At 66.9% G+C, this 20,260-nt stretch carries 18 protein-coding genes; 13 read left to right on the top strand and 5 right to left on the bottom strand.

Translation table 11 applies throughout. The annotated features are described in order from the left end of the window. Positions 1-4 precede the first annotated feature (4 nt). A complete protein-coding gene (locus tag ACQP1T_RS11915; protein ID WP_433759999.1) occupies positions 5-1,372 on the top strand; it encodes an aspartate aminotransferase family protein in 1,368 nt (455 codons plus the stop codon). Positions 1,373-1,458: 86 nt separating this feature from the next. On the opposite strand, the gene ACQP1T_RS11920 is transcribed toward ACQP1T_RS11915, so the two are convergent. Further along, entirely contained in the window at positions 1,459-1,746 is a 288-nt protein-coding gene (locus ACQP1T_RS11920; RefSeq protein WP_433760000.1) for a putative quinol monooxygenase, read from the bottom strand. 293 nt (positions 1,747-2,039) lie between these two features. Here ACQP1T_RS11920 and ACQP1T_RS11925 point away from each other — a divergent pair, with 293 nt between their 5' ends. Both ACQP1T_RS11925 and ACQP1T_RS11930 read left to right on the top strand, forming a co-directional pair. Continuing rightward, positions 2,040-2,717 carry an NADPH-dependent F420 reductase gene (locus ACQP1T_RS11925; RefSeq protein WP_433760001.1) on the top strand — a complete coding sequence of 226 codons (678 nt, stop codon included), beginning with the start codon at positions 2,040-2,042 and terminating at the stop codon, positions 2,715-2,717. Positions 2,718-3,096: 379 nt separating this feature from the next. After that, complete coding sequence (locus tag ACQP1T_RS11930; protein WP_433760002.1) at positions 3,097-3,912, top strand: hypothetical protein; 816 nt, start codon at positions 3,097-3,099, stop codon at positions 3,910-3,912. 132 nt (positions 3,913-4,044) lie between these two features. Here the strand turns inward: ACQP1T_RS11930 and yaaA are convergent, their stop codons facing one another. Further along, the gene (gene yaaA / locus ACQP1T_RS11935) at positions 4,045-4,791 is read right to left on the bottom strand and encodes a peroxide stress protein YaaA (protein WP_433762153.1); all 747 of its coding nucleotides are present in this window, start codon (positions 4,789-4,791) and stop codon (positions 4,045-4,047) included. Between the two features lie 363 nt (positions 4,792-5,154). Between yaaA and ACQP1T_RS11940 the strand changes: the two genes are divergently transcribed. Then, entirely contained in the window at positions 5,155-6,909 is a 1,755-nt protein-coding gene (locus ACQP1T_RS11940; protein WP_433760003.1) for a proline--tRNA ligase, read from the top strand. A gap of 159 nt (positions 6,910-7,068) precedes the next feature. Continuing rightward, entirely contained in the window at positions 7,069-8,820 is a 1,752-nt protein-coding gene (locus ACQP1T_RS11945; protein ID WP_433760004.1) for an acyl-CoA dehydrogenase family protein, read from the top strand. A gap of 189 nt (positions 8,821-9,009) precedes the next feature. Here ACQP1T_RS11945 and ACQP1T_RS11950 read toward each other — a convergent pair whose 3' ends face one another. Both ACQP1T_RS11950 and ACQP1T_RS11955 read right to left on the bottom strand, forming a co-directional pair. Continuing rightward, entirely contained in the window at positions 9,010-9,444 is a 435-nt protein-coding gene (locus tag ACQP1T_RS11950) for a ferritin-like domain-containing protein (protein WP_433760005.1), read from the bottom strand. A 223-nt stretch (positions 9,445-9,667) separates the two neighbouring features. After that, entirely contained in the window at positions 9,668-10,279 is a 612-nt protein-coding gene (locus ACQP1T_RS11955) for a hypothetical protein (RefSeq protein WP_433760006.1), read from the bottom strand. A 276-nt stretch (positions 10,280-10,555) separates the two neighbouring features. Here ACQP1T_RS11955 and rimP point away from each other — a divergent pair, with 276 nt between their 5' ends. From rimP to ACQP1T_RS11995, 8 genes are all read left to right on the top strand, one after another. Beyond that, positions 10,556-11,224, top strand: a complete 669-nt coding sequence (rimP, locus tag ACQP1T_RS11960) for a ribosome maturation factor RimP (protein WP_433760007.1) — start codon at positions 10,556-10,558, stop codon at positions 11,222-11,224. After that, positions 11,221-12,252 (top strand): transcription termination factor NusA, encoded by a 1,032-nt coding sequence (gene nusA, locus ACQP1T_RS11965; protein WP_062992797.1) that lies wholly within the window; start codon positions 11,221-11,223, stop codon positions 12,250-12,252. Before rimP ends, nusA begins: the two co-directional genes overlap by 4 nt. A gap of 143 nt (positions 12,253-12,395) precedes the next feature. Further along, positions 12,396-12,707, top strand: a complete 312-nt coding sequence (locus ACQP1T_RS11970) for a YlxR family protein (protein ID WP_433762155.1) — start codon at positions 12,396-12,398, stop codon at positions 12,705-12,707. Between the two features lie 108 nt (positions 12,708-12,815). Next, positions 12,816-15,857: a translation initiation factor IF-2 gene (gene infB / locus ACQP1T_RS11975; protein ID WP_433760008.1), complete on the top strand. Its 3,042-nt coding sequence runs from the start codon at positions 12,816-12,818 to the stop codon at positions 15,855-15,857. Between the two features lie 85 nt (positions 15,858-15,942). Continuing rightward, positions 15,943-16,233, top strand: coding sequence for a DUF503 domain-containing protein (locus tag ACQP1T_RS11980; RefSeq protein WP_062991140.1), 291 nt, complete (start codon positions 15,943-15,945; stop codon positions 16,231-16,233). A gap of 104 nt (positions 16,234-16,337) precedes the next feature. Then, complete coding sequence (gene rbfA / locus ACQP1T_RS11985) at positions 16,338-16,781, top strand: 30S ribosome-binding factor RbfA (protein ID WP_040693060.1); 444 nt, start codon at positions 16,338-16,340, stop codon at positions 16,779-16,781. A gap of 13 nt (positions 16,782-16,794) precedes the next feature. After that, positions 16,795-17,820, top strand: coding sequence for a DHH family phosphoesterase (locus ACQP1T_RS11990; protein ID WP_433760009.1), 1,026 nt, complete (start codon positions 16,795-16,797; stop codon positions 17,818-17,820). Between the two features lie 170 nt (positions 17,821-17,990). Then, the gene (locus ACQP1T_RS11995) at positions 17,991-19,439 is read left to right on the top strand and encodes an MATE family efflux transporter (protein ID WP_433760010.1); all 1,449 of its coding nucleotides are present in this window, start codon (positions 17,991-17,993) and stop codon (positions 19,437-19,439) included. A gap of 39 nt (positions 19,440-19,478) precedes the next feature. Here the strand turns inward: ACQP1T_RS11995 and grpE are convergent, their stop codons facing one another. Then, positions 19,479-20,177: a nucleotide exchange factor GrpE gene (grpE, locus tag ACQP1T_RS12000; RefSeq protein WP_433760011.1), complete on the bottom strand. Its 699-nt coding sequence runs from the start codon at positions 20,175-20,177 to the stop codon at positions 19,479-19,481. Positions 20,178-20,260 lie beyond the last annotated feature (83 nt).

Raw genomic sequence — 20,260 nt, forward strand, 5'->3', positions numbered from 1 at the left:
TTCGATGACCCTCCCGAATGCGTCGACGCCCGAACTCGCCCGGCAGGCCGTCGACCGCGCCTACGAGCTCGACCGCCGCCACGTCTTCCACTCCTGGTCCGCACAGGCACACCGCACACCCATGACCATCACCGCGGCCCAGGGCTGCTACGTATGGGACGGCGAGGGCAATCGCCTGCTGGATTTCTCCTCGCAGCTGGTGAACACCAATATCGGACACCAACATCCGAAGGTCGTTGCCGCGGTGCAGGAGCAGGCCGCAAAGCTGTGCACCGTCGCACCGCAGCACGTCAACGATGCCCGCTCCGAGGCGGCCCGACTGATCGCCGAGCGGACCCCGGGCGAGCTCGACAAGATCTTCTTCACCAATGGCGGCGCCGATGCCGTCGAACACGCGGTTCGGCTGGCGCGCCTACATACCGGCCGCTACAAGGTGCTTTCGCGCTACCGCTCGTATCACGGCGGCACCGAGACCGCGATCAACCTCACCGGCGATCCGCGGCGCTGGCCCAACGACCACGGCAATAGCGGCGTGGTCCACTTCTTCGGTCCGTTCCTGTACCGCTCGCAATTCCATGCGAGCACCGAAACCGAGGAAGCCGAGCGGGCTTTGGCGCATCTCGAGCAGACCATTGTCTTCGAGGGACCGGACACGATCGCGGCGATCGTGCTCGAATCCATTCCCGGCACGGCGGGAATCATGGTTCCGCCGCCCGGGTATATGGCGGGTGTCCGGGCGTTGTGCGATAAATACGGCATCGTCTTCATCGCCGATGAGGTGATGTCGGGGTTCGGCCGGACCGGAAAGTGGTTCGCCATAGCGCATTTCGATGGTGTCGTTCCCGATCTGCTGACCTTCGCCAAGGGCGTGAACTCCGGTTATGTGCCGCTCGGCGGTGTCGCGATCAGTCCCGCTATCGCGGCGACCTTCGATGATCGTCCGTACCCGGGTGGGCTGACCTATTCGGGTCATCCGCTGGCGACGGCTGCCGCGGTCGCGACCATCAACGCGATGCGGGACGAGCGAATCGTGCAGAACGCCGCCGACATCGGCACCCGCATTCTCGGGCCCGGCCTGCGCGAACTCGCCGAACGCCATCCCAGCGTCGGTGATGTGCGCGGGATCGGTGTGTTCTGGGCGCTGGAACTGGTGCGGGACAAGCGAACTCGCGAACCGCTCGCACCGTACGGCGGCACCGACCCGGCCATGACCGAAACGGTCGCCGCGGCCAAGGCGGCGGGCCTGCTGCTGTTCGTCAACTTCAACCGACTGCACGTCGTTCCGCCGTGCATCATCGACGAGGCCGAGGCCAAAGAGGGACTGGACATTCTCGATCGTGCCCTGACCATCGCCGACCGTCACATCCTCTGACGATTCTGCCTAGCCGCCCGGTGAAATCATCGGTGGCAGCCGCACCGCGGTGACGGCGCGCGTGCCGAAATTCGCATGACGAGTATTCACATCAGTGCGCGAACTTCCGCGACGTCGTACTCCGAGACCGTGGCAGCGAGTATCGCGGCGCGCTGCCCGTCGCTGGGACCGTTCCCGCGGAAGGCATCAACCGCCACCTGCGATTCCCAGCGTTCGAAGACATTGATACGTCCATCGTCCAGCAGATCGGCGGCGATGCTGAAGTCGAGACAGCCAGGGGCCGACCGAGCCTGTTCGACGATGCTCACGCAGCCCATCAGGTAGGACTCGCGCTGCTGTGGGTCTACGACGATATGTCCGGCGACGATCACCATGTGCTACTCCCAAGCTAGTTTCCGAAGGCCTCGCCCAATAGGACTGATCGCCCGGACCGAACTCATCGGTGAGCACAACTACCGGCCTGCCGCGGTCGCGTCGCTTCAAGCCAGCCTGTATTCACCGGCGGACCCAGAGGACACCGCCGCGTCGACCGAGCATGTCGGTGCATCCGGATCCACCATCGACGTGGGGATGTGTCCAGGATGCGCAGACCGATCACCCGAGCATCGAGCAGGACGCATCGAGCAGCGGCGGGAACAATCGTGGTGCCGCCTCGGTTGGGTGGGGAATGACAACGCTTGGATTGATCGGTAGCGGGAATATCGGCGGCACGCTGGCGCGGTTGGCCGTCGCGGCCGGGCTCGATGTCGTGGTCAGTAACTCACGGGGGCCCGAGACGCTGGCAGAGTTGGTGGCTGAGCTCGGGCCGCGGGCACGCGCTGGCACCGCCGTGGAGGCGGCCGCGGCCGGTGACATCGGCGTGGTCACCGTGCCATTGAAGAACTACCGGCAGGTCCCGGTGGAGCCGCTGGCGGGCAAGGTCGTCATCGACACCAACAACTATTACCCGGACCGCGACGGGACTTTCGCCGAACTCGAGGACGGCACCTCCACCAGCAGCGAACTGCTGCAACGCCACCTGCCGAGCTCGAAGGTCGTCAAGGCCTTCAACAACATCTTCTATCCGCACTTGGCCGCCCTCGCACGCCCCTCCGGTGCACCCGACCGCTCGGCCCTGCCGATCGCAGGTGACGACATCGACGCGAAAAAGGCCGCCGCCGAACTACTCGACACCCTCGGCTACGACATTGTCGACGCGGGCCCCCTCACCGAAAGCTGGCGCTCCCAGGTGAACACCCCCGTCTACGGCGACCCCTACGCCGAAGCCCTCCCCTTCTGGGAGCACCCCGCCGCCCCCGCTCCCGCCGAAAAGATCCGCACTGCCCTCGCCGCCGCGCAGCGCTGATGGCCAGGACAGCACCGCGCCGAACCTCCATCGCCCGGCGCCGCTGGTGTCGCATACCCAGTGAACGCCGCGCATAGGTTGCAACTTATGCGCGACGCTCACTGGGTCTGCGCCAGCCGCTGTCAGTGTGGTTCGCGTGTCGCGCGCAGCGTGTGAGCTTTGGGGGTGGAGTTATGCACAGGGCGCGAGTTATCCACAATCCGTAGATGGGGGCTTTCGGCCGGGTGAGGTTGATCGAGAACATCGTGGTGTGGACGTACCTCGAACAATTTCCCGGCGCAATGCGCTGGAGGCAGGATTCACCAGCCGTGAGCTGAGCAGGCGACCTTGGCAGCGAGTGTGTCGGGGGCAGTACCTGAGTGCGGCCGATATCAGCGAAATGACCACTGAACAAAGGCATCTGGTGCTCACCGGTGCGGTCGCCGCGGGCTCCAGTTCAGCCGCCGTCGTCAGTCATGTCTCCGCGGCTGTCGTGCACGGCCTGCCAGTGTGGTCGATTCCGATGGCACGGGCTCATTTGACTCGCAGTCGAAGAACCGGGGCACGCAGGGGTAGGCGGGTCATGATGCACGCCGCGTCCATCGAGCCGGACGAGCTGGTGCAGATCGGTGATCTGCGGGTGACGACGGTGGCGCGCACGATCGTCGACCTGGCCAGAACTGTGCCGTTCGAACAAGCTGTCGTGGTGGGGGACGGCGCACTGCGTCTCGGGCGCACCAGCCGTGCCGAACTAGCGGAACAACTGCTGCGGGCGAACGGCCGCCCGGGTTGCCCGGCCGCACGCCGCGTCATCGACTTCCTCGACGGCCGCGCCGAGAGTCCCGGCGAATCGCGAAGCCGGGTCGTCTTGTGCACCGCTGGACTGCCCACACCGGAACTCCAGTCGACGATTCTCGATATCAACGGCGGATTCGTCGCCCGAGTCGACTTCCTGTTCCCGGCGCTGGGCGTCATCGGCGAATTCGATGGAATGATCAAGTACCGCAACAACTCCCGCCCCGGCTGGCCCGAATCCATCGTGATCGCCGAGAAGCTTCGCGAGGACGCCCTGCGCGCCCTCGGCTGGGCCGTCGTCCGCTGGACCTGGCCCGACCTGGACACCCCGGACCGTTGGCTGACACGATTGGCCCGAGCCGCCGCATTCGCCCACCGACTCAACCGAACCGGCACCTGGCATCCCACCGAACGCGGATAACCAAGGTAACCACCGACTTTCGTGAGTGAAGCACCCACGCAGCGCCAGCGCACGCCGCACACAAGTTGCGACCTGTGTGCTATATGCACTGGTTCTGCACCAGCAACGGTCATCCGCCTCGCAAGCCGTATGTCAGCTGGTGATGATGAGGAGTTCGGTAGGGGAGGCTATTTCGGTGCGCAGGCCGGATTTGGTGGCGATGCGGGCTACGGCGCGGATGTCCGTGGGTTCGGCGCGGGTCAGGACCAATGCGCGGGCGAGCAGGCCTTTGTGGTGCTTGTTGAAGTGGCTCACCACGGTTCGAGAGCCGTCGGGGTGTTCGGTGAGGACATTGGCGGTGATGGCATCCGGAATCCGTCCGAGCTGCTGATAGGTGCCTGAGCGCAGGTCGATGACGAGTTCACCGGCGGCCTCGGCGACCAGTGCGTCGGGTAGGACATCGCGCCAGATGGCGGAAAGCGTTGGGAGGCCGGGAAGTTTGGCACCACCCGAGAGCCGGTAGGCGGGGATGAAGTCATCGGCGCGCACAGCCCCGAACAGTGCGGAGCCGATGCCGAGTCGGGCATAGGCCTTGGCGCGTTGGACCTTGGTGAAGGAGCGGGCATCCAGCGCGTCGTAGAGCACGCCTGTGTAGCGCTCCAGCGCGGGCCGGGTGGCGGAGGTGCGCAAGGTCGAATTGCGTGCGATCTCGGTATCGGCCCCCTTGCCGAGCCCGAGCACCGCCCGCGAGGCGTCCGGATCGGCGGCCAGCTTGACGACCTCGTCGATCAGCCGGTCGCGCACCGCCGTGAGCTGCGGCATCGCCAGCGACTCCAGCTCCAGCGGCACATCGATTCCACCATCGGACTTGGTTTCGGAGGGAGGCAGCAGCACCAGCACGAGCGGATACGGTACCGCGTAAGCGAACGTCAACTGGTGTGCCGTCGACACAATCGCGCATTGCTCGGTGTCGGCGGAGCTGAGCGCCAGTCAGGTGGAGAGCAAGCGCGGCGAGCGAACCTCGACATCGCGCAAACGCGCACGACGGAGGGAGCACCGAGGGGTTCGGGCGATCTCGCAGATCGTGGCAGGCAACGGGAACAATCTGGGCGATGCGATGAGCGAACTGTTGTGCGCGAGGTGTGGTCGGGACGGTGCGGGGCTCGGAGGCGGTAGCTCGGGTAACCACGGAGAGACTCGCTCAGGCCGAAATGGGCTAATGCCTTGCAGACATCGTCCGGCCAGCGACTACCCTGTCGTTCCGTGATCACCCGCCTCTCCCACCTGTTCCTGCGTACCCTGCGCGACGATCCCGCCGACGCCGAGGTGCCCAGTCACAAACTCCTCGTCCGCGCCGGATATGTGCGGCGCATCGCCCCCGGTGTGTATTCGTGGCTGCCGCTGGGCCTGCGGGTGCTGCGGCGGGTCGAGCAGGTCGTGCGGGAAGAGATGAACGCCATCGGCGCGCAGGAGATCTCGCTGCCCGCGCTGCTGCCGCGCGAGCCGTACGAGACCACCAACCGGTGGACCGAATACGGCGACGGCCTGTTCCGGCTGCAGGACCGCAAGGGTGCGGACTATCTGCTCGGGCCCACGCACGAGGAGCTTTTCGCGCTCACCGTGAAGGGGGAATACAGCTCGTACAAGGATCTGCCGGTCACGCTCTACCAGATCCAGACCAAATACCGCGATGAGGAGCGTCCCCGCGCGGGCATCCTGCGTGGGCGCGAATTCGTCATGAAGGACTCATACTCCTTTGATCTCGACGAGGACGGACTGAAGGCCAGCTACAACGCGCATCGCGAGGCCTACCAGCGGATTTTCAACCGGCTCATGGTCAAGTACGTCATCGTCGCGGCCACCTCGGGTGCGATGGGCGGCAGCGCGTCGGAGGAATTCCTCGCGGACAGTCCGGTCGGCGAGGACACCTACGTGGTGTGCCGTGAGTCGGGCTACGCCGCGAATGTGGAAGCGGTGGTCACGCCCGCTGCCGAACCGCGCCCCATCGAGGGCCTGCCCGCGGCCGTCGTACACGACACCCCGAACACCCCGACCATCGCGACACTGGTGGACTGGGCAAACAACGCGGGCATCTCCGCGGGCCCCGTCACCGCGGCCGACACCCTGAAGAACATCATGGTCAAGCTGCGCCACCCGGACGGTAAGACCGAACTGCTCGGCATCGGCATTCCGGGCGACCGCGAAGTCGACGACAAGCGCCTCGGCGCCGCGGTCGAACCCGCCGAGGTGGAACTGCTCACCGAGGCCGATTTCGCCGCAAACCCGTTCCTGGTCAAGGGCTACATCGGCCCGAAGGCATTGCAGGCCAACGGTGTTCGCTACCTCGTCGACCCGCGCATCGGCACCGGAACCAGCTGGATCACCGGTGCCGACGAGCCGGGCAAGCACGTCGTCGGCCTGGTCGCGGGCCGCGATTTCACCCCCGACGGGACCATAGAGGCGGCTGAGGTGCGTGACGGTGATCCCTCACCCGACGGGCGCGGTGTCCTGGTGTCCGCGCGCGGCATCGAGATCGGCCATATCTTCCAGCTGGGCAATAAGTACACCGACGCGTTCGAGGTCGATGTGCTCGGCGAGAACGGCAAGCCGGTACGGCTCACCATGGGCTCCTACGGCATCGGCGTCTCCCGCATGGTCGCGGTGATCGCCGAACAGCAGCATGACGAGAAGGGCCTGCGCTGGCCCCGCGAGGTCGCGCCGTTCGACGTGCACGTGGTGATCGCGAACAAGGACGACTCCTCGCGGGCGGGCGGCGAACAGGTTGCGGCGCTGCTGGATTCGGCCGGACTCGACGTCGTCCTGGACGATCGCAAGGCCTCGCCCGGTGTGAAGTTCAAGGATTCCGAGCTGATCGGCGTCCCGCTGGTCGTGGTCGTCGGGCGGGGTTGGGTCGAGGGCAAGGTCGAGATCCGCGACCGCTTCACCGGCGAATCCAACGAGGTTCCGGCCGATTCGGTGGTCGAATCGGTGCTCGCGCAGGTCCGCGGCGGCCAGTAGGTTCGGGCTTCGATAATCGGTGGGAAGCCCGGTTGACTGAGCCCGGTCGACCGGGCTTCTCGCATTCGTCCCGACCTACGGTTCCGTAGGCACGATTCGTGGCGCGCGGTTATCCCGGACCCGCTCCTGGCTGCTGTTACCCGCTGGTAAGTTAGCGGCATGACGAGCACCGACGCGTTGTTGTTCAACCCCACCAGCTACGACCCGAAGCAGTTCGACGCCGAGACGCGGCGGCTGTTGAAGGCCACCATCGAGTGGTTCGAGTCGCGGGGCAAACGGCAGCTGCTGGCCGATGACGCGGATGCGGTCTGGGTCTCGGACTTCCTCGAGTTCGTCAAGAAGGAGCGACTGTTCGCGACCTTCCTGACCCCGGCTGCCTACGCCGACGGTGACGCGAACCGGCGTTGGGACGGTGCGCGCAATGCGGCGCTGTCGGAGATCTTCGGCTTCTATGGTCTCGCGTACTGGTACGCCGAGCAGGTCACCATCCTTGGCCTCGGCCCGATCTGGCAGAGCGATAACGAGGACGCCAAGAAGCGCGCGGCCGCTGATCTCGCCGACGGACAGGTGATGGCATTCGGTCTGTCCGAGCGCGACCACGGTGCCGATATCTACAACACTGATCTGATCCTGACGCCGACCGAACCGGGCAGTGCGGATGCCGAGGCCGGAATCCTGTTCCGCGCCAATGGCGTCAAGTACTACATCGGCAATGGCAATGTCGCATCGATGGTGTCGGTATTCTCCCGCCGCGCCGATATCGAAGGCGCGGACGGTTACGTGTGGTTCGCCGCGGACAGCCGCCACGACAATTACGAGCTCATCGACAATGTCATCCACGGTCAGCTGTACGTGAGCACCTTCGCGCTGCACGACTACCCGGTGACCGCCGCCGACATCCTGTCGACCGGTCCGGATGCCTTCTCCGCCGCACTGAACACCGTCAATGTCGGCAAGTTCAACCTGTGCCACGGCAGCATCGGCATGGTCGAGCACTCGTTCTACGAGGCCATCACACACTCCAACAACCGCATTCTGTACGGCAAGTCCGTCACCGAATTCCCGCATGTGCGAACGAATTTCGTGGATGCGTACGCACGCATCGTCGCGATGAAGCTGTTCAGCGACCGCGCCGTCGACTACTTCCGCAGCGCCAGCCTCGAGGACCGCCGCTACCTGCTGTTCAATCCGATGACCAAGTCCAAGGTGACCTCCGAGGGCGAGACCGTCATGACGCTGCTACTGGATGTGCTGGCTGCCAAGGGATTCGAGAAGAACACCTACTTCGCGCAGGTCGCGCGCTATATCGGTACCCTGCCCCGGCTCGAGGGCACGGTACATGTCAACGTCGGCCAGATCCTGAAATTCATGCCGAACTACCTGTTCAATCCGACGGACTACCCAGAGATCGGCACCCGCCTCGATGCGGCCGACGACGAGTTCTTCTTCCGGCAGGGTCCGGCCCGTGGCGCGGGCAAGGTGCAGTTCGCCGACTGGACCCCGGTGTACGAAAAGCACGCCGACCTGCCGAATGTCGCGCGCTTCTACGAACAGGCCCAAGCCCTGCGTACCCTGCTCACCACGGCCGCACCCGATGCCGACCAGCAGAAGGACCTGGACTTCATGCTGACCATCGGCCACCTGTTCTCCCTGGTGGTCTACGGCCAGCTGATCCTGGAGCAGGCCGCCATCACCGGCCTGGACCGCGACATCATCGAGCAGATCTTCGACTTCCAGATCCGCGACTTCAACGGCCACGCCACCACCCTCTACGGCAAGCCCTCCGCCAGCCCCGACCAGCAGGCCTGGGCCGCCTCCGCCCTACGCCCGCCGGTCGCCGACGGCCCCCGCTTCGACCGCGTCTGGGCCGAAGTCGCCGCCTACGACGGCACCTACGAAATGCGCCCGTAGCCATTGACATCGGCCATCTCCGCGCGCGGTTCGGCGCCGTGCGCGGTTCGGCGGCCCCTGGCATTGCATCATGCGTGAGCCGGCGTGCCCGGGCATGAACTGACGCGCCGGGCAGGACTTGGTGTGCCGGGCACGAATTCGCTCTGATGAATCCGTGCGCGGCGCCCGGCAGATTGCCCGGCGAGGCGGTTAGGCCTTGCCGGGGAAGGCGACTGTCGGTGGGTTGGCGCCGAGGATGGCTTGCCAGGTGGCAAGGCGCAACGCGCATTCGGTCAGTGCGTCGACGCCCATCCGGCGCAGGGATTCGGAGTTGCCGTTCTCGACGACCGCGCGCCAGGCGACGGCGGTGTCGGTTTCCACCGTGACGGCCAAGTTCCCCGCCGGGATCGGATCGTTCACCGGGAACGGTGTGGTGTAGGCCGCGTCCGGCGGCGGCACCGCGACTCCGGCCGCCTTCAACGCATCGATGGTGGTATCGCGGCGGGCACGGTGGGCGGCGGTGTCCTGCGCGACCAAGCGGATTCGTTCCGCGGAGGCGTAGGCCGCGATCACGCCGTAGGCGTACACCGCCGCGTATTCGGCGCGCAAGGCGTCGAGCAGGGCTTGGCGTTCGGCTTCGGTCATGCGCGCATCCCTGTCGGGATGTGGTCGACCGTGCGCATGGAAGGCGCCACCGCTCGGCATGCTGGGTCGGTTGTCTTCGCGCCCACATAGTCGAGCAGGGCTTGGCGTCCGGCTTCGGTCATGCGCTCATCTCTGCCTGGTGGAGTAGTTTCGTGGGCACGGTGTGCGGAGTCGGTCGTGTTCGCGTGCCCGGCTTCGGACCGAGCGTGGTGTCCGGCACGAATCATGCCAGCAACACCCCCGCCTGCGCCGCGCATGACGCGCTGATCGATGCCAATAGCCCTGCGCGATAACCGGATTGGGTGCGAGCAAGATCACCTGCGGACTGTTGTGACTTGGCCAGCCGGGTGCGCAACTCGTCGATACTCGGCGGCGTTGTGGGCGATGCGGATGCGCCGGATGCCGCCGGAGAAGTGCCCGAAGTGGACGGGGCGGGTTCATGGGTGCGGTGCGCCGGGGTGGTGCCGTCACCGTAAACGCCGATCACCCGGTTGATTTCGGCACGCAGCGCATCCGCGTGCGCGGTGCGTTCGTTCGCGATGACGGTCAATTCGGCATGTCGCTGCGGCGTCACCGCGATCGCCGCGGTCGCGGCCGCGGCATCGGCGCGCGCCAAGATCTCTTGTGCGGCAAGCGGATCGGGCTGATATACCGTCTTGTCCGTACATCCGGCCACCGCGCCGACGGCTAGCACACCCACGGTCGTGCCGCCGGCCAGCCGCAATGCGGTGCGGCGGTCGACAATGCCGGTGCGACCGTGCTCGGATTGAAGCCGGTCGACGGGGATGCCGGAAGTGCACCCGGCGCGCGGCGGGGCGGGGAGGCGGATTGGCACGGCACTATCGTGCCAGATTCGCGTGGCACGGCCGACCGAGCGCCTACCGTGCGGTCGGTGCGAGACTCGGCGCGCCGTGTCGCGGGCGCGTGGCCAGGAAACTTGCTCGAGGCCGCTGGTCCATTACACTCTCGAGGCGCGTTACGCTAGATCTCCGGTAGAGAAATTTTTTTCCGTAGCGACTGCTTGCAGGTCGCTCGAAAGGGCCAGCTAGCGACTGCTTGCAGGTCGCTCGAAAGATCAGCCGTCTGACAACTGAACCAGGAGCCGCCCCACATGCCCATGCCGACCGAGGAAAGGGTGAGCCAGCTCGTAGCTGGACTCGTCGAGCGCCGAGGATTCGACCTCGAGGGTGTCGAGATCTCGACGGCGGGCAAGCATGTGGATGCCCAGGCTCGGGTGAAGGTGATCGTCGACAGCGATGCCGCTTCCGATCTCGACGCCATCGCCGGACTGAGCACCGAACTCTCCGAGGCACTCGACAGTGCGGGCGATTTCGGCGAGACGCCCTATCTGCTCGAGGTGACCAGCCCCGGCATCGACCGCCCGCTCACCGCCGACCGCCACTGGCGCCGCGCCCAGGGCCGCAAGGTCCGGATCAAGCTACGCACCGGCGCGCCGTCGCCGGATCCGAAGTCATCGGACAAGTTCGAGGCCAGGGTCGGTGTCCTCACCGATGACACGGTGGCGCTGGTGCTCGGCGGGAAAAACAAGCCGCACCGGGTGACGATTCCGCTGGCCGATATCGCCGAGGCCGTCGTCCAGGTGGAATTCAACCCGCCCGGCGCGCGGGAACTGGAACTCGCGGGTGGAGTCGCGCCTGGTCGTCCGCGACCGGGCCAAGAGGAAGCGGTGGACCCCACCGCCGATGTCCGAGGAACAACCGATGTACCAACCGAATCACTAGAAGCGTCCGATTCGCCGACCGAAGGGATCGTGGAATGAACATCGAAATCGAAGCCCTGCGCGCGATTGTCGCCGATAAAGGGATCTCGATCGAGACCGTGATCTCCGCGATCGAGTCGGCACTGCTCACGGCCTACCGCCACACCGAGGGCCACCAGCCGAACGCGCGCATCGATATCAACCAGAAGACCGGCGTGGTCCGGGTGATGGCGCGTGAACTCGACGCCGATGGCAACGTCATCTCCGAATGGGACGACACCCCAGAGGGTTTCGGCCGGATCGCCGCGACCACCGCGCGCCAGGTGGTGCTGCAGCGGCTGCGCGATGCCGAGAACGAGAAGTCCTTCGGCGAATTCTCCACCCATGAGGGCGACATCGTCGGCGGTGTGGTGCAGCGCGATGCCCGCGCCAATGCCCGTGGCACCGTTGTGGTGCGCATCGGCAGCGAACTGCACGGCACCGAGGGGCTGATCCCGCCCGCCGAGCAGGTGCCCGGCGAGAGCTATGAGCACGGCGACCGCATCAAGTGCTACGTCGTCGGTGTCTCTCGTGGCCCGCGCGGCCCGCAGATCACCCTCTCGCGCACCCATCCGAATCTGGTGCGTCGACTGTTCGCACTCGAGGTGCCCGAGATCGCCGACGGTTCGGTGGAGATCGTCGCGGTCGCCCGCGAGGCCGGACACCGCTCCAAGATCGCGGTGCGCACCACCGTGCCCGGCGTCAATGCCAAGGGCGCGTGCATCGGCCCGATGGGGCAGCGCGTGCGCAACGTGATGAGCGAACTGGCGGGGGAGAAGATCGACATCATCGACTACGCCGACGATCCGGCGACCTTCGTCGGGAATGCGCTCTCGCCCTCGAAAGTTGTATCGGTCACGATCGTGGATCCGGAAGCCCGCGCCGCCCGCGTGGTCGTGCCCGACTTCCAGCTCTCGCTCGCGATCGGCAAGGAAGGGCAGAACGCCAGGTTGGCGGCCCGCTTGACCGGCTGGCGGATCGATATCCGCAGCGATGCCACCCCGGATGCGGGCAGCGGCAGTGTGCGGACGGAGGCACATCGGAGTTGACCGATTCCCGCGAATCGGGCCCGCCGGATGACAGGTTCGTAACTTCGGAAGGGGCGGGGTTCGGTGTTCCGAGAGGGACAGCGGTAGAGTGGTCTCAGGTTCAACGCGAGCCTTCGGTTCCTTTGTTCGAACGCACTACCGAGCTGGCCCCGGCGCACCGACGTCGATCGGCTCCGGTGCGTACGTGCATCGGGTGCCGAAAGCACGAGTTGGCCGTCGATCTGTTGCGGATCGTGGCGCAGGACTGTGAGACCGGTGACGGTTCCGAGGTTGTTGCGATAGTCCCCGATCCGCGGCGCAGACTTCCCGGACGGGGTGCCTGGCTGCACCCCGTTTCGGTTTGTTTGCGCACCGCAGAACGACGCCGAGCATTCGGCAGAGCACTACGAGTGTCCGGACAACTGGATATCTCAGCCCTGGAGAAGTACCTCGAGAACAGGCACGAGCACTCATGAGCACACCGTGAAGCACCAACGATGAACGTCCATCGGAGATAACCCGAGGTCGTGCGGGCCCGCCTTCCCTAGGCGGAGGCACTGCTCGACCTCTCAGTGAGGAGAGCAGTGGCAGGCAAGGCCCGCGTGCACGAGTTGGCTAAAGAACTCGGTGTCACGAGCAAAGAACTACTCGCAACGCTCAAGGAGCAGGGCGAGTTCGTGAAGTCGGCGTCCTCGACGGTGGAAGCACCCGTCGCACGTCGACTGCGCGAGTCGATCGCGGGGAAATCCGCCCCGTCGAACGGCACCGCGAAGTCCGGGGCCCGTCCCGGACCGACATCCACTCCGGCCGCGAAGCCCACCACAGGTGGCGGTCCGCGTCCCGGTCCACGTACCCCGTCGCCCGCGCAGGCGGCGACCCCGACGGCTCCGGCCGCCCGTGAGACGGCGGCTCCGGCCGCGCGTCCGGCTGACGCGGCCCGGCCAGGTCCGGCCGCGCGGCCCGGCCCGGCGAAGCCGGCCGCCCGGGAAAGCGCACCGGTCCAGGAGACCCCGGCGGCTCCGGCCGCCAAGGCCGCCCCGAGCCCCAGCGCTTCGACACCCAGCGCTCCGCCGCAGAGCGGACCGCGTCCGACCCCGGGTGGCGCACGTCCCGGTCAGCAGCAGCGTCCCGGTGCTCCGGCACACGGTGGTCCGCGTCCCGGTGGTTCGGCGGGCGGCCCGAAGCCGGGTCCGAAGACCCCGCGCGTCGGCAACAACCCCTTCTCTTCCGCACCCGATCGGGAGCGTCCCGCGCCGCGACCGTCCCCCGGCCAGGGTGGACCGCGTCCGGGTCCCGGCCAGGGTCCGCGTCCGGGTCCGGCCCAGGCCGGTCCGCGTCCGGGTGGCGGCGCCCAGGGCGGTAACCGTCCGGCTCCGGGCCAGGGTGGTCCGCGTCCCGGTGGTCCGCGTCCGAGCCCCGGCTCGATGCCGCCCCGCCCGAATCCTGGTGCCATGCCCGCGCGTTCGGCCCGTCCGGGTCCGGGCGGCGGCGCCGGTGCGGGTCGTCCGGGTCGCCCCGGCGGTGGCCCCGGTGGCGGTGGCGGTCGTCCCGGTGGCGGCGGTGGCGGTGGCTACCGCGGCGGCGGTGGTGGCGGCGGTGGCACGGGTGCGCCCGGTGCAGGTGCCGGTGCTCCCGCGGCCGGTGGTTTCCGTGGTCGTCCCGGTGGCGGTGGCGGCGGTCGTCCGGGTGGTCCCGGTGGCCGTGGCGGTGCGGCCGGTGCGTTCGGTCGTCCCGGTGGCGCCCCGCGTCGTGGCCGTAAGTCGAAGCGGGCGAAGCGCGCCGAGTACGAAAGCATGCAAGCCCCCGCCATCGGTGGCGTGCGGCTGCCGCGCGGTAACGGCGAGATCATCCGTCTCGCTCGCGGTGCGTCGCTGTCGGACTTCGCGGAGAAGATCGATGCGAACCCGGCCGCCTTGGTGCAGGCCCTGTTCAACCTCGGTGAGATGGTCACCGCGACCCAGTCGGTGAACGACGAGACACTCGAGCTGCTCGGCAGCGAGATGAACTACGTCGTGCACGTGGTCAGCCCCGAGGACGAGGACCGCGAGCTGCTGGAATCGTTCGACCTGACCTACGGCGAGGACGAGGGCGGCGAGGAAGACCTCGAACAGCGTCCGCCGGTGGTGACCGTCATGGGTCACGTCGACCACGGTAAGACCCGACTGCTCGACACGATCCGTAAGGCCAACGTCCGTGAGGGCGAGGCCGGTGGCATCACCCAGCACATCGGCGCCTACCAGGTGCTCACCCACCTGGGCGATAACGACCGGCTCATCACCTTCATCGACACCCCGGGTCACGAGGCGTTCACCGCCATGCGTGCCCGTGGTGCCAAGGCCACCGATATCGCGATCCTGGTGGTCGCCGCCGACGACGGCGTCATGCCGCAGACGGTGGAGGCGATCAACCACGCGCAGGCGGCCGATGTGCCGATCGTGGTGGCGGTCAACAAGATCGACAAGGAAGGCGCGAACCCGGACAAGATCCGGCAGCAGCTGACCGAATACAACCTGGTTGCCGAGGAATACGGTGGCGACACCATGTTCGTCGACATCTCCGCCAAGCAGGGCACCAATATCGAGCAGCTGCTCGAGGCCGTCCTGCTGACCGCGGACGCGGCGCTGGATCTGCGGGCCAACCCGGATATGGACGCACAGGGTGTCGCCATCGAGGCGCACCTCGACCGCGGCCGTGGCCCGGTGGCGACCGTGCTCATCCAGCGCGGCACGCTGCGCGTCGGTGATTCGATCGTGGCGGGTGACGCCTACGGTCGTGTCCGCCGCATGGTCGACGAGCACGGCGACGACGTCGTCGCGGCGCTGCCGTCGCGGCCGGTCCAGGTCATCGGCTTCACGTCGGTGCCGGGCGCCGGTGACAACCTGCTCGTCGTCGACGAAGACCGGATTGCACGCCAGATCGCCGACCGCCGCAATGCGCGCAAGCGCAACGCACTGGCCGCGCGCAGCCGCAAGCGGATCAGCCTGGAAGATCTGGATGCCGCGCTGAAGGAGACTTCGGAGCTCAACCTGATTCTCAAGGGCGACAACTCCGGTACCGTCGAGGCCCTCGAGGAGGCGCTGCTCGGTATCGAGATCGACGACGAGGTGCGCCTGCGGGTCATCGACCGTGGTGTCGGTGGTGTCACCGAGACCAACGTCAACCTGGCGTCGGCGTCGAACGCGATCATCATCGGGTTCAACGTCCGGGCCGAGGGCAAGGCGACCGAGCTGGCCAACCGCGAAGGCGTGGACATCCGGTACTACTCGGTGATCTACCAGGCCATCGACGAAATCGAGAAGGCCCTCAAGGGCATGCTCAAGCCGATCTACGAAGAGGTCGAGCTGGGCCGGGCGGAGATCCGCGCGATCTTCCGTTCGTCGAAGGTCGGCAATATCGCCGGCTGCATGGTCACCTCGGGTTCGGTCAAGCGCAACGCCAAGGCGCGCCTGCTCCGCGACAACTTGGTGGTCGCGGAGACGGTCACGATCTCCACCTTGAAGCGGGAAAAGGACGACGTCACCGAGGTCCGCGAGGGCTTCGAATGCGGTATGACGTTGACCTACAACGACATCAAGGAAGGCGACGTGATCGAGGCCTACGAGCTGCGCGAGAAGCCGCGCGACTGAGATTGTGCGTCGGTGGTCCGGCCCGTCGACAACGGGCCGGACCACCGAGACAATCTTTTCGTAGGCACCGATACAGGAGGCTTGGGTGTACCTGGGTGCACTGGAGTTCGACGTCCTGCTCGGAGATGTGCGCTCGCTGAAGCAGAAGCGTTCGGTGATCCGGCCAGTGCTGGCCGAATTGCAGCGCTTCGGCGTGAGTGCCGCCGAGGGTGGGGAACAAGACCGCCACCGTCGCTCACTACTCGGAGTCGCCGTGGTCAGTTCCGGTATGGATCACCTGACCGAGGTACTCGACAAATGTGAGCGTCACGTCGCGGCTCGTCCGGAGTTAGAGTTGCTGGCAGTGCGCCGCAGGATCTTCGGACCCGAAGACTGACCCGTGGCGGGCACGACGGGCACGGAGGCGGTAGCTTGCGTGACCACGAAGGGCCCCGGGCCCGCCACAGATTTAACACAGCATGTAGTGAGGAGGGTTCGGCCATGGTGGATCAAGCCAGGGCACGCCGACTCGCCAAGCGGATTTCCGCGATCGTGGCGACCGCGATCGAATACGAGGTGAAGGATCCGCGTCTGAATTTCGTGACCGTCACCGATGCGAAGGTCACCGGCGATCTACGCGAGGCGACGGTGTACTACACGGTGATGGGCGAAACCCTCGACGTGGAACCGGATTACGCGGCCGCGGCCGCCGGTCTGGAGAAGGCCAAGGGTGTGCTGCGCTCGAAGGTGGGCGCGGGCACCGGCGTGAAATTCACCCCGACGCTGGCGTTCGTGCTGGACAAGGTGCCCGATGCGGCACGTGATATGGAAGAGCTACTGGCCAGGGCGCGGGCCGCCGATGACGCGGTCGCGAAGGTTGCGGCCACCGCCACCCACGCCGGCGACGCCGACCCGTACAAGGTCGAACGCGAATCCGACGAGTGACGTGCGGTAGACCATGACGACGATGCCCGTCGACCCGGGTACGGGGGCGGTCGATTCGGTCGATTTCGGACCGGCCATCGCCGCGTTGAGCGCGGCACGTTCGGTGACCATCCTGTGTCATGTGCAGCCCGATGCCGACACCATCGGCAGCGGGCTCGCCCTGACATTGGTGTTGCATCGGCGCGGTATCCCGGTGTGGGTGTCGTTCGCCGAGCCCGCCGAACTGCCCGCCACGATGCGGACGTTGCCCGGTGTGCGGCATCTGGTGCGGCCCGCGGATGTACCCGCCGAGGTGGATCTGCTGGTTTGCGTGGACTGCGGCAGCGCCGGTCGGCTGGGTGTGCTCGCCGACCGATTGGCCGGGGCCCGAACGACTTTGGTGCTCGATCATCACCGCTCCAACACCCGGTTCGGGACGATCAATGTGATCGATGCGGGTGCGGAATCGACGACGAGTCTGATCGCGCGGTTGCTCGATACCTGGCAGGAGCCCATCGATGCCGAAGTGGCACATTGCCTCTACGCCGGATTGGTCACCGATACCGGATCGTTCCGCTGGGTGCGGCCCGGCACCCATCAGCTGGCCGAACGGCTGCTTGCCACCGGCATCGACGGTGCCGAAATCACCCGCTCGCTGATGGATACCCATCCGTTCGGCTGGTTGCCGATGCTGTCGCGGGTGCTCGGCTCGGCCCGGTTGGAGCCGCAGGCCGGTGGCGGGACCGGGCTGGTGTATGCCATTGTGCGGCGCGAGGATGTCGATGGGATGCGCTCGGAAGAGGTGGAGAGTGTGGTCGATATCGTCCGCACCACCTCCGAGGCCGGGGTCGCCGCGGTGTTCAAGGAATCGCGCACGATTCCGGATCGGTGGACGGTGTCGCTGCGGTCGCGCGACAGTGCCCCGGGAGCGCAGGATGGTGTCGATGTGGCCACTGTCGCAACATCTTTGGGCGGTGGTGGGCATCGGTTCGCGGCTGGGTACACGACCAACGGCACGTCCGAGTCGGTCGTCGCGGCTCTGTTGGCTGAACTCGGGTGATTATGGGTCTCGGTGGGCAGAGGTGCGCGACGCGTCAGCGCTGTCCGGGTGGCGGCGACACAGTTCTCGACGCGGATCGGTATTCGGTTCCACTGTGGTGCGCCGATGACTAGGTCCCCGGCGGATATGCATCCCGTGCCCGCCGACTCCGGCGGAGTCGCGAAGGGGCATTGATGGGTGAGACACGACCGGATTCGGCACCTGCGGCGGCCGGAGCGGGCAGCCATTCGGTGGCGAATCCGATGCGCGAGGCCGTGACGACCTCGGAGATCAGCGGGGCCGCGTCTGATCCGATCGGTGCGGTGCGGCCTCGACAGATACTCGGACTCGCCGTGCCGACCTTGGGCGTGCTGGTGGCCGAGCCCATCTATCTGCTGTTCGACCTGGCCGTGGTGGGGCGGCTCGGGGCGTTGGCATTGGCCGGGCTCGCGGTCGGCGGATTGATTCTGGCGCAGGTCAGCTCGCAGCTGACGTTCCTGTCGTATGGGACAACGGCGCGGGCGGCGCGGCGGCACGGGGCGGGGGATGAGGGTGGTGCGATCGGGGAAGGTGTGCAGGCGACCTGGGTCGCCGTGATCGTCGGGACGCTGGTTCTTGTTGTAGGGCAGGCGATTGCGGCTCCGCTGACCAGTGTGATCGCGGGGGGTGGGGATATTGCGGGGGAGGCGTTGATCTGGGTGCGGATCGCGTTGTTCGGGGTGCCGCTGATCCTGATCGCGATGGCGGGTAACGGGTGGTTGCGCGGGGTGCAGGAAACGCGTAGGCCGCTGCTGTTCGTTGTTGCGGGACTGCTGGTTTCGGGGGTGCTGTGCCCGACGCTGGTGCACGGATTGCTGGGTGCACCGCGGCTGGAGTTGGCGGGTTCGGCGGTCGCCAATGCGGCGGGCCAGTCCGTGACGGCCGGACTGTTCCTGACCGCGCTGGTCCGGGCACGTGTTCCGCTGGCGCCACATTGGTCGGTGATGCGGGCGCAACTGGTGCTCGGTCGCGATCTGATCGCCCGCAGCCTCGCCTTCCAAGCCAGCTTCGTCTCGGCGGCGGCCGTCGCCTCCCGATTCGGTGCGGCATCGGTGGCCGCACATCAACTTGTGCTGCAGCTCTGGAATTTCCTTGCCCTGACCCTGGATTCGCTCGCCATCGCCGCTCAAACGCTGGTCGGTGCGGCGCTCGGCGCGGGCGACGCGAGCGGTGCGCGCGGGCTTGCGCGCCGGATCACTCGCTGGTCGGGTGGATTCGCGCTGGTGCTGGCAGCGGCCTTCGCGGCAGGAGTCACCGTCATCCCCGAACTCTTCACCGAGGACCCGGCCGTCCTCGACCGCACCCACGTAGCCTGGTGGTTCTTCGTCGCCATCATCCCGATCGCAGGCGTCGTCTTCGCCCTCGACGGTGTCCTCCTCGGCGCGGGCGACGCCGCCTACCTCCGCAATACCACCCTCGGCGCGGCACTCCTCGGTTTCCTTCCCGCCATCTGGCTCTCCCTCATCTTCGACTGGGGCATAGCAGGTATCTGGACCGGTCTCGTAGCTTTCATGCTGCTACGCCTTGTCGCCGTGGTCTGGCGCGCAGAATCCGGCCGCTGGGCCCGAATCGGCACGGAGATCCCACGCGTCAGTGCTTAGCCCATGGTTTCGTGTCCGGCGCACGTTTTGACGGGCGAACTAGTGGTGTCGGCGGACTACCACTCCCGCCGGACGCACTGAGCGGCCGGAGGCGGTCAGGCCGGTTTGGACGACCGATGCCACCGTGCGATCCAAGGCCGGATCGTCGGTCTTCGTGACGTCCGCCGCCTCCATGGTGAACGAGTCGAAGGCATCGCCAGGCTGTGGGATGACCAGTGTGCCGCCGCGGCCGACGATGAGCCGTTCGATGCGCGTGGCGATGGCTTCGAACGCCGCACGTTCGCGCGGGGATTCGGCGGTCGTGGCACAGGCGGCGGAGTCGGTATGGAGGGCAAAGAGTTCCAGCACGAGCGGTAGATCGGCGCCGGCGCGATCCCGGCGGTCGCGTGCCTTGGCCTCATCGGCCAAGCGCTCGATGGTGGTGGCTTGGCGGGCGATTACCCGAGTGAGGTCTTCGATGCGTTCCGCCAATTGCGCGAGCGTGTCGGTGGGGTCTTCGAACTGTGACATGTGGGAGTAATCGGTCTGTGGCGCGGCTGGGCTCGGTGTGCTCTCGGCCCACGGCGTGCGGGGCTTGGCGGGATGACCGAACTCCGATGCGGTTGAGCTGGCGAGATTTTCGAGCTGTGGCAAGCGGGGGCTGGTGGGGTGACCGGCCTGCGGTGCGGTTGGGTTGGCCTCGACCTGCGGCGCGGCGGGGGTGGGGTACTCGGGGTGCGGCGCGGCCGGGTCGGTCATGCTCGCACTTTAACGCGGGTTCGTGGGGATACATCGATTGTTTTGGGCGGCATCGGGATCCACTGTTGGGAACTGGGCTGGTG

This window comes from Nocardia sp. CA-135398, assembly GCF_050955845.1.
GTDB lineage: Bacteria > Actinomycetota > Actinomycetes > Mycobacteriales > Mycobacteriaceae > Nocardia.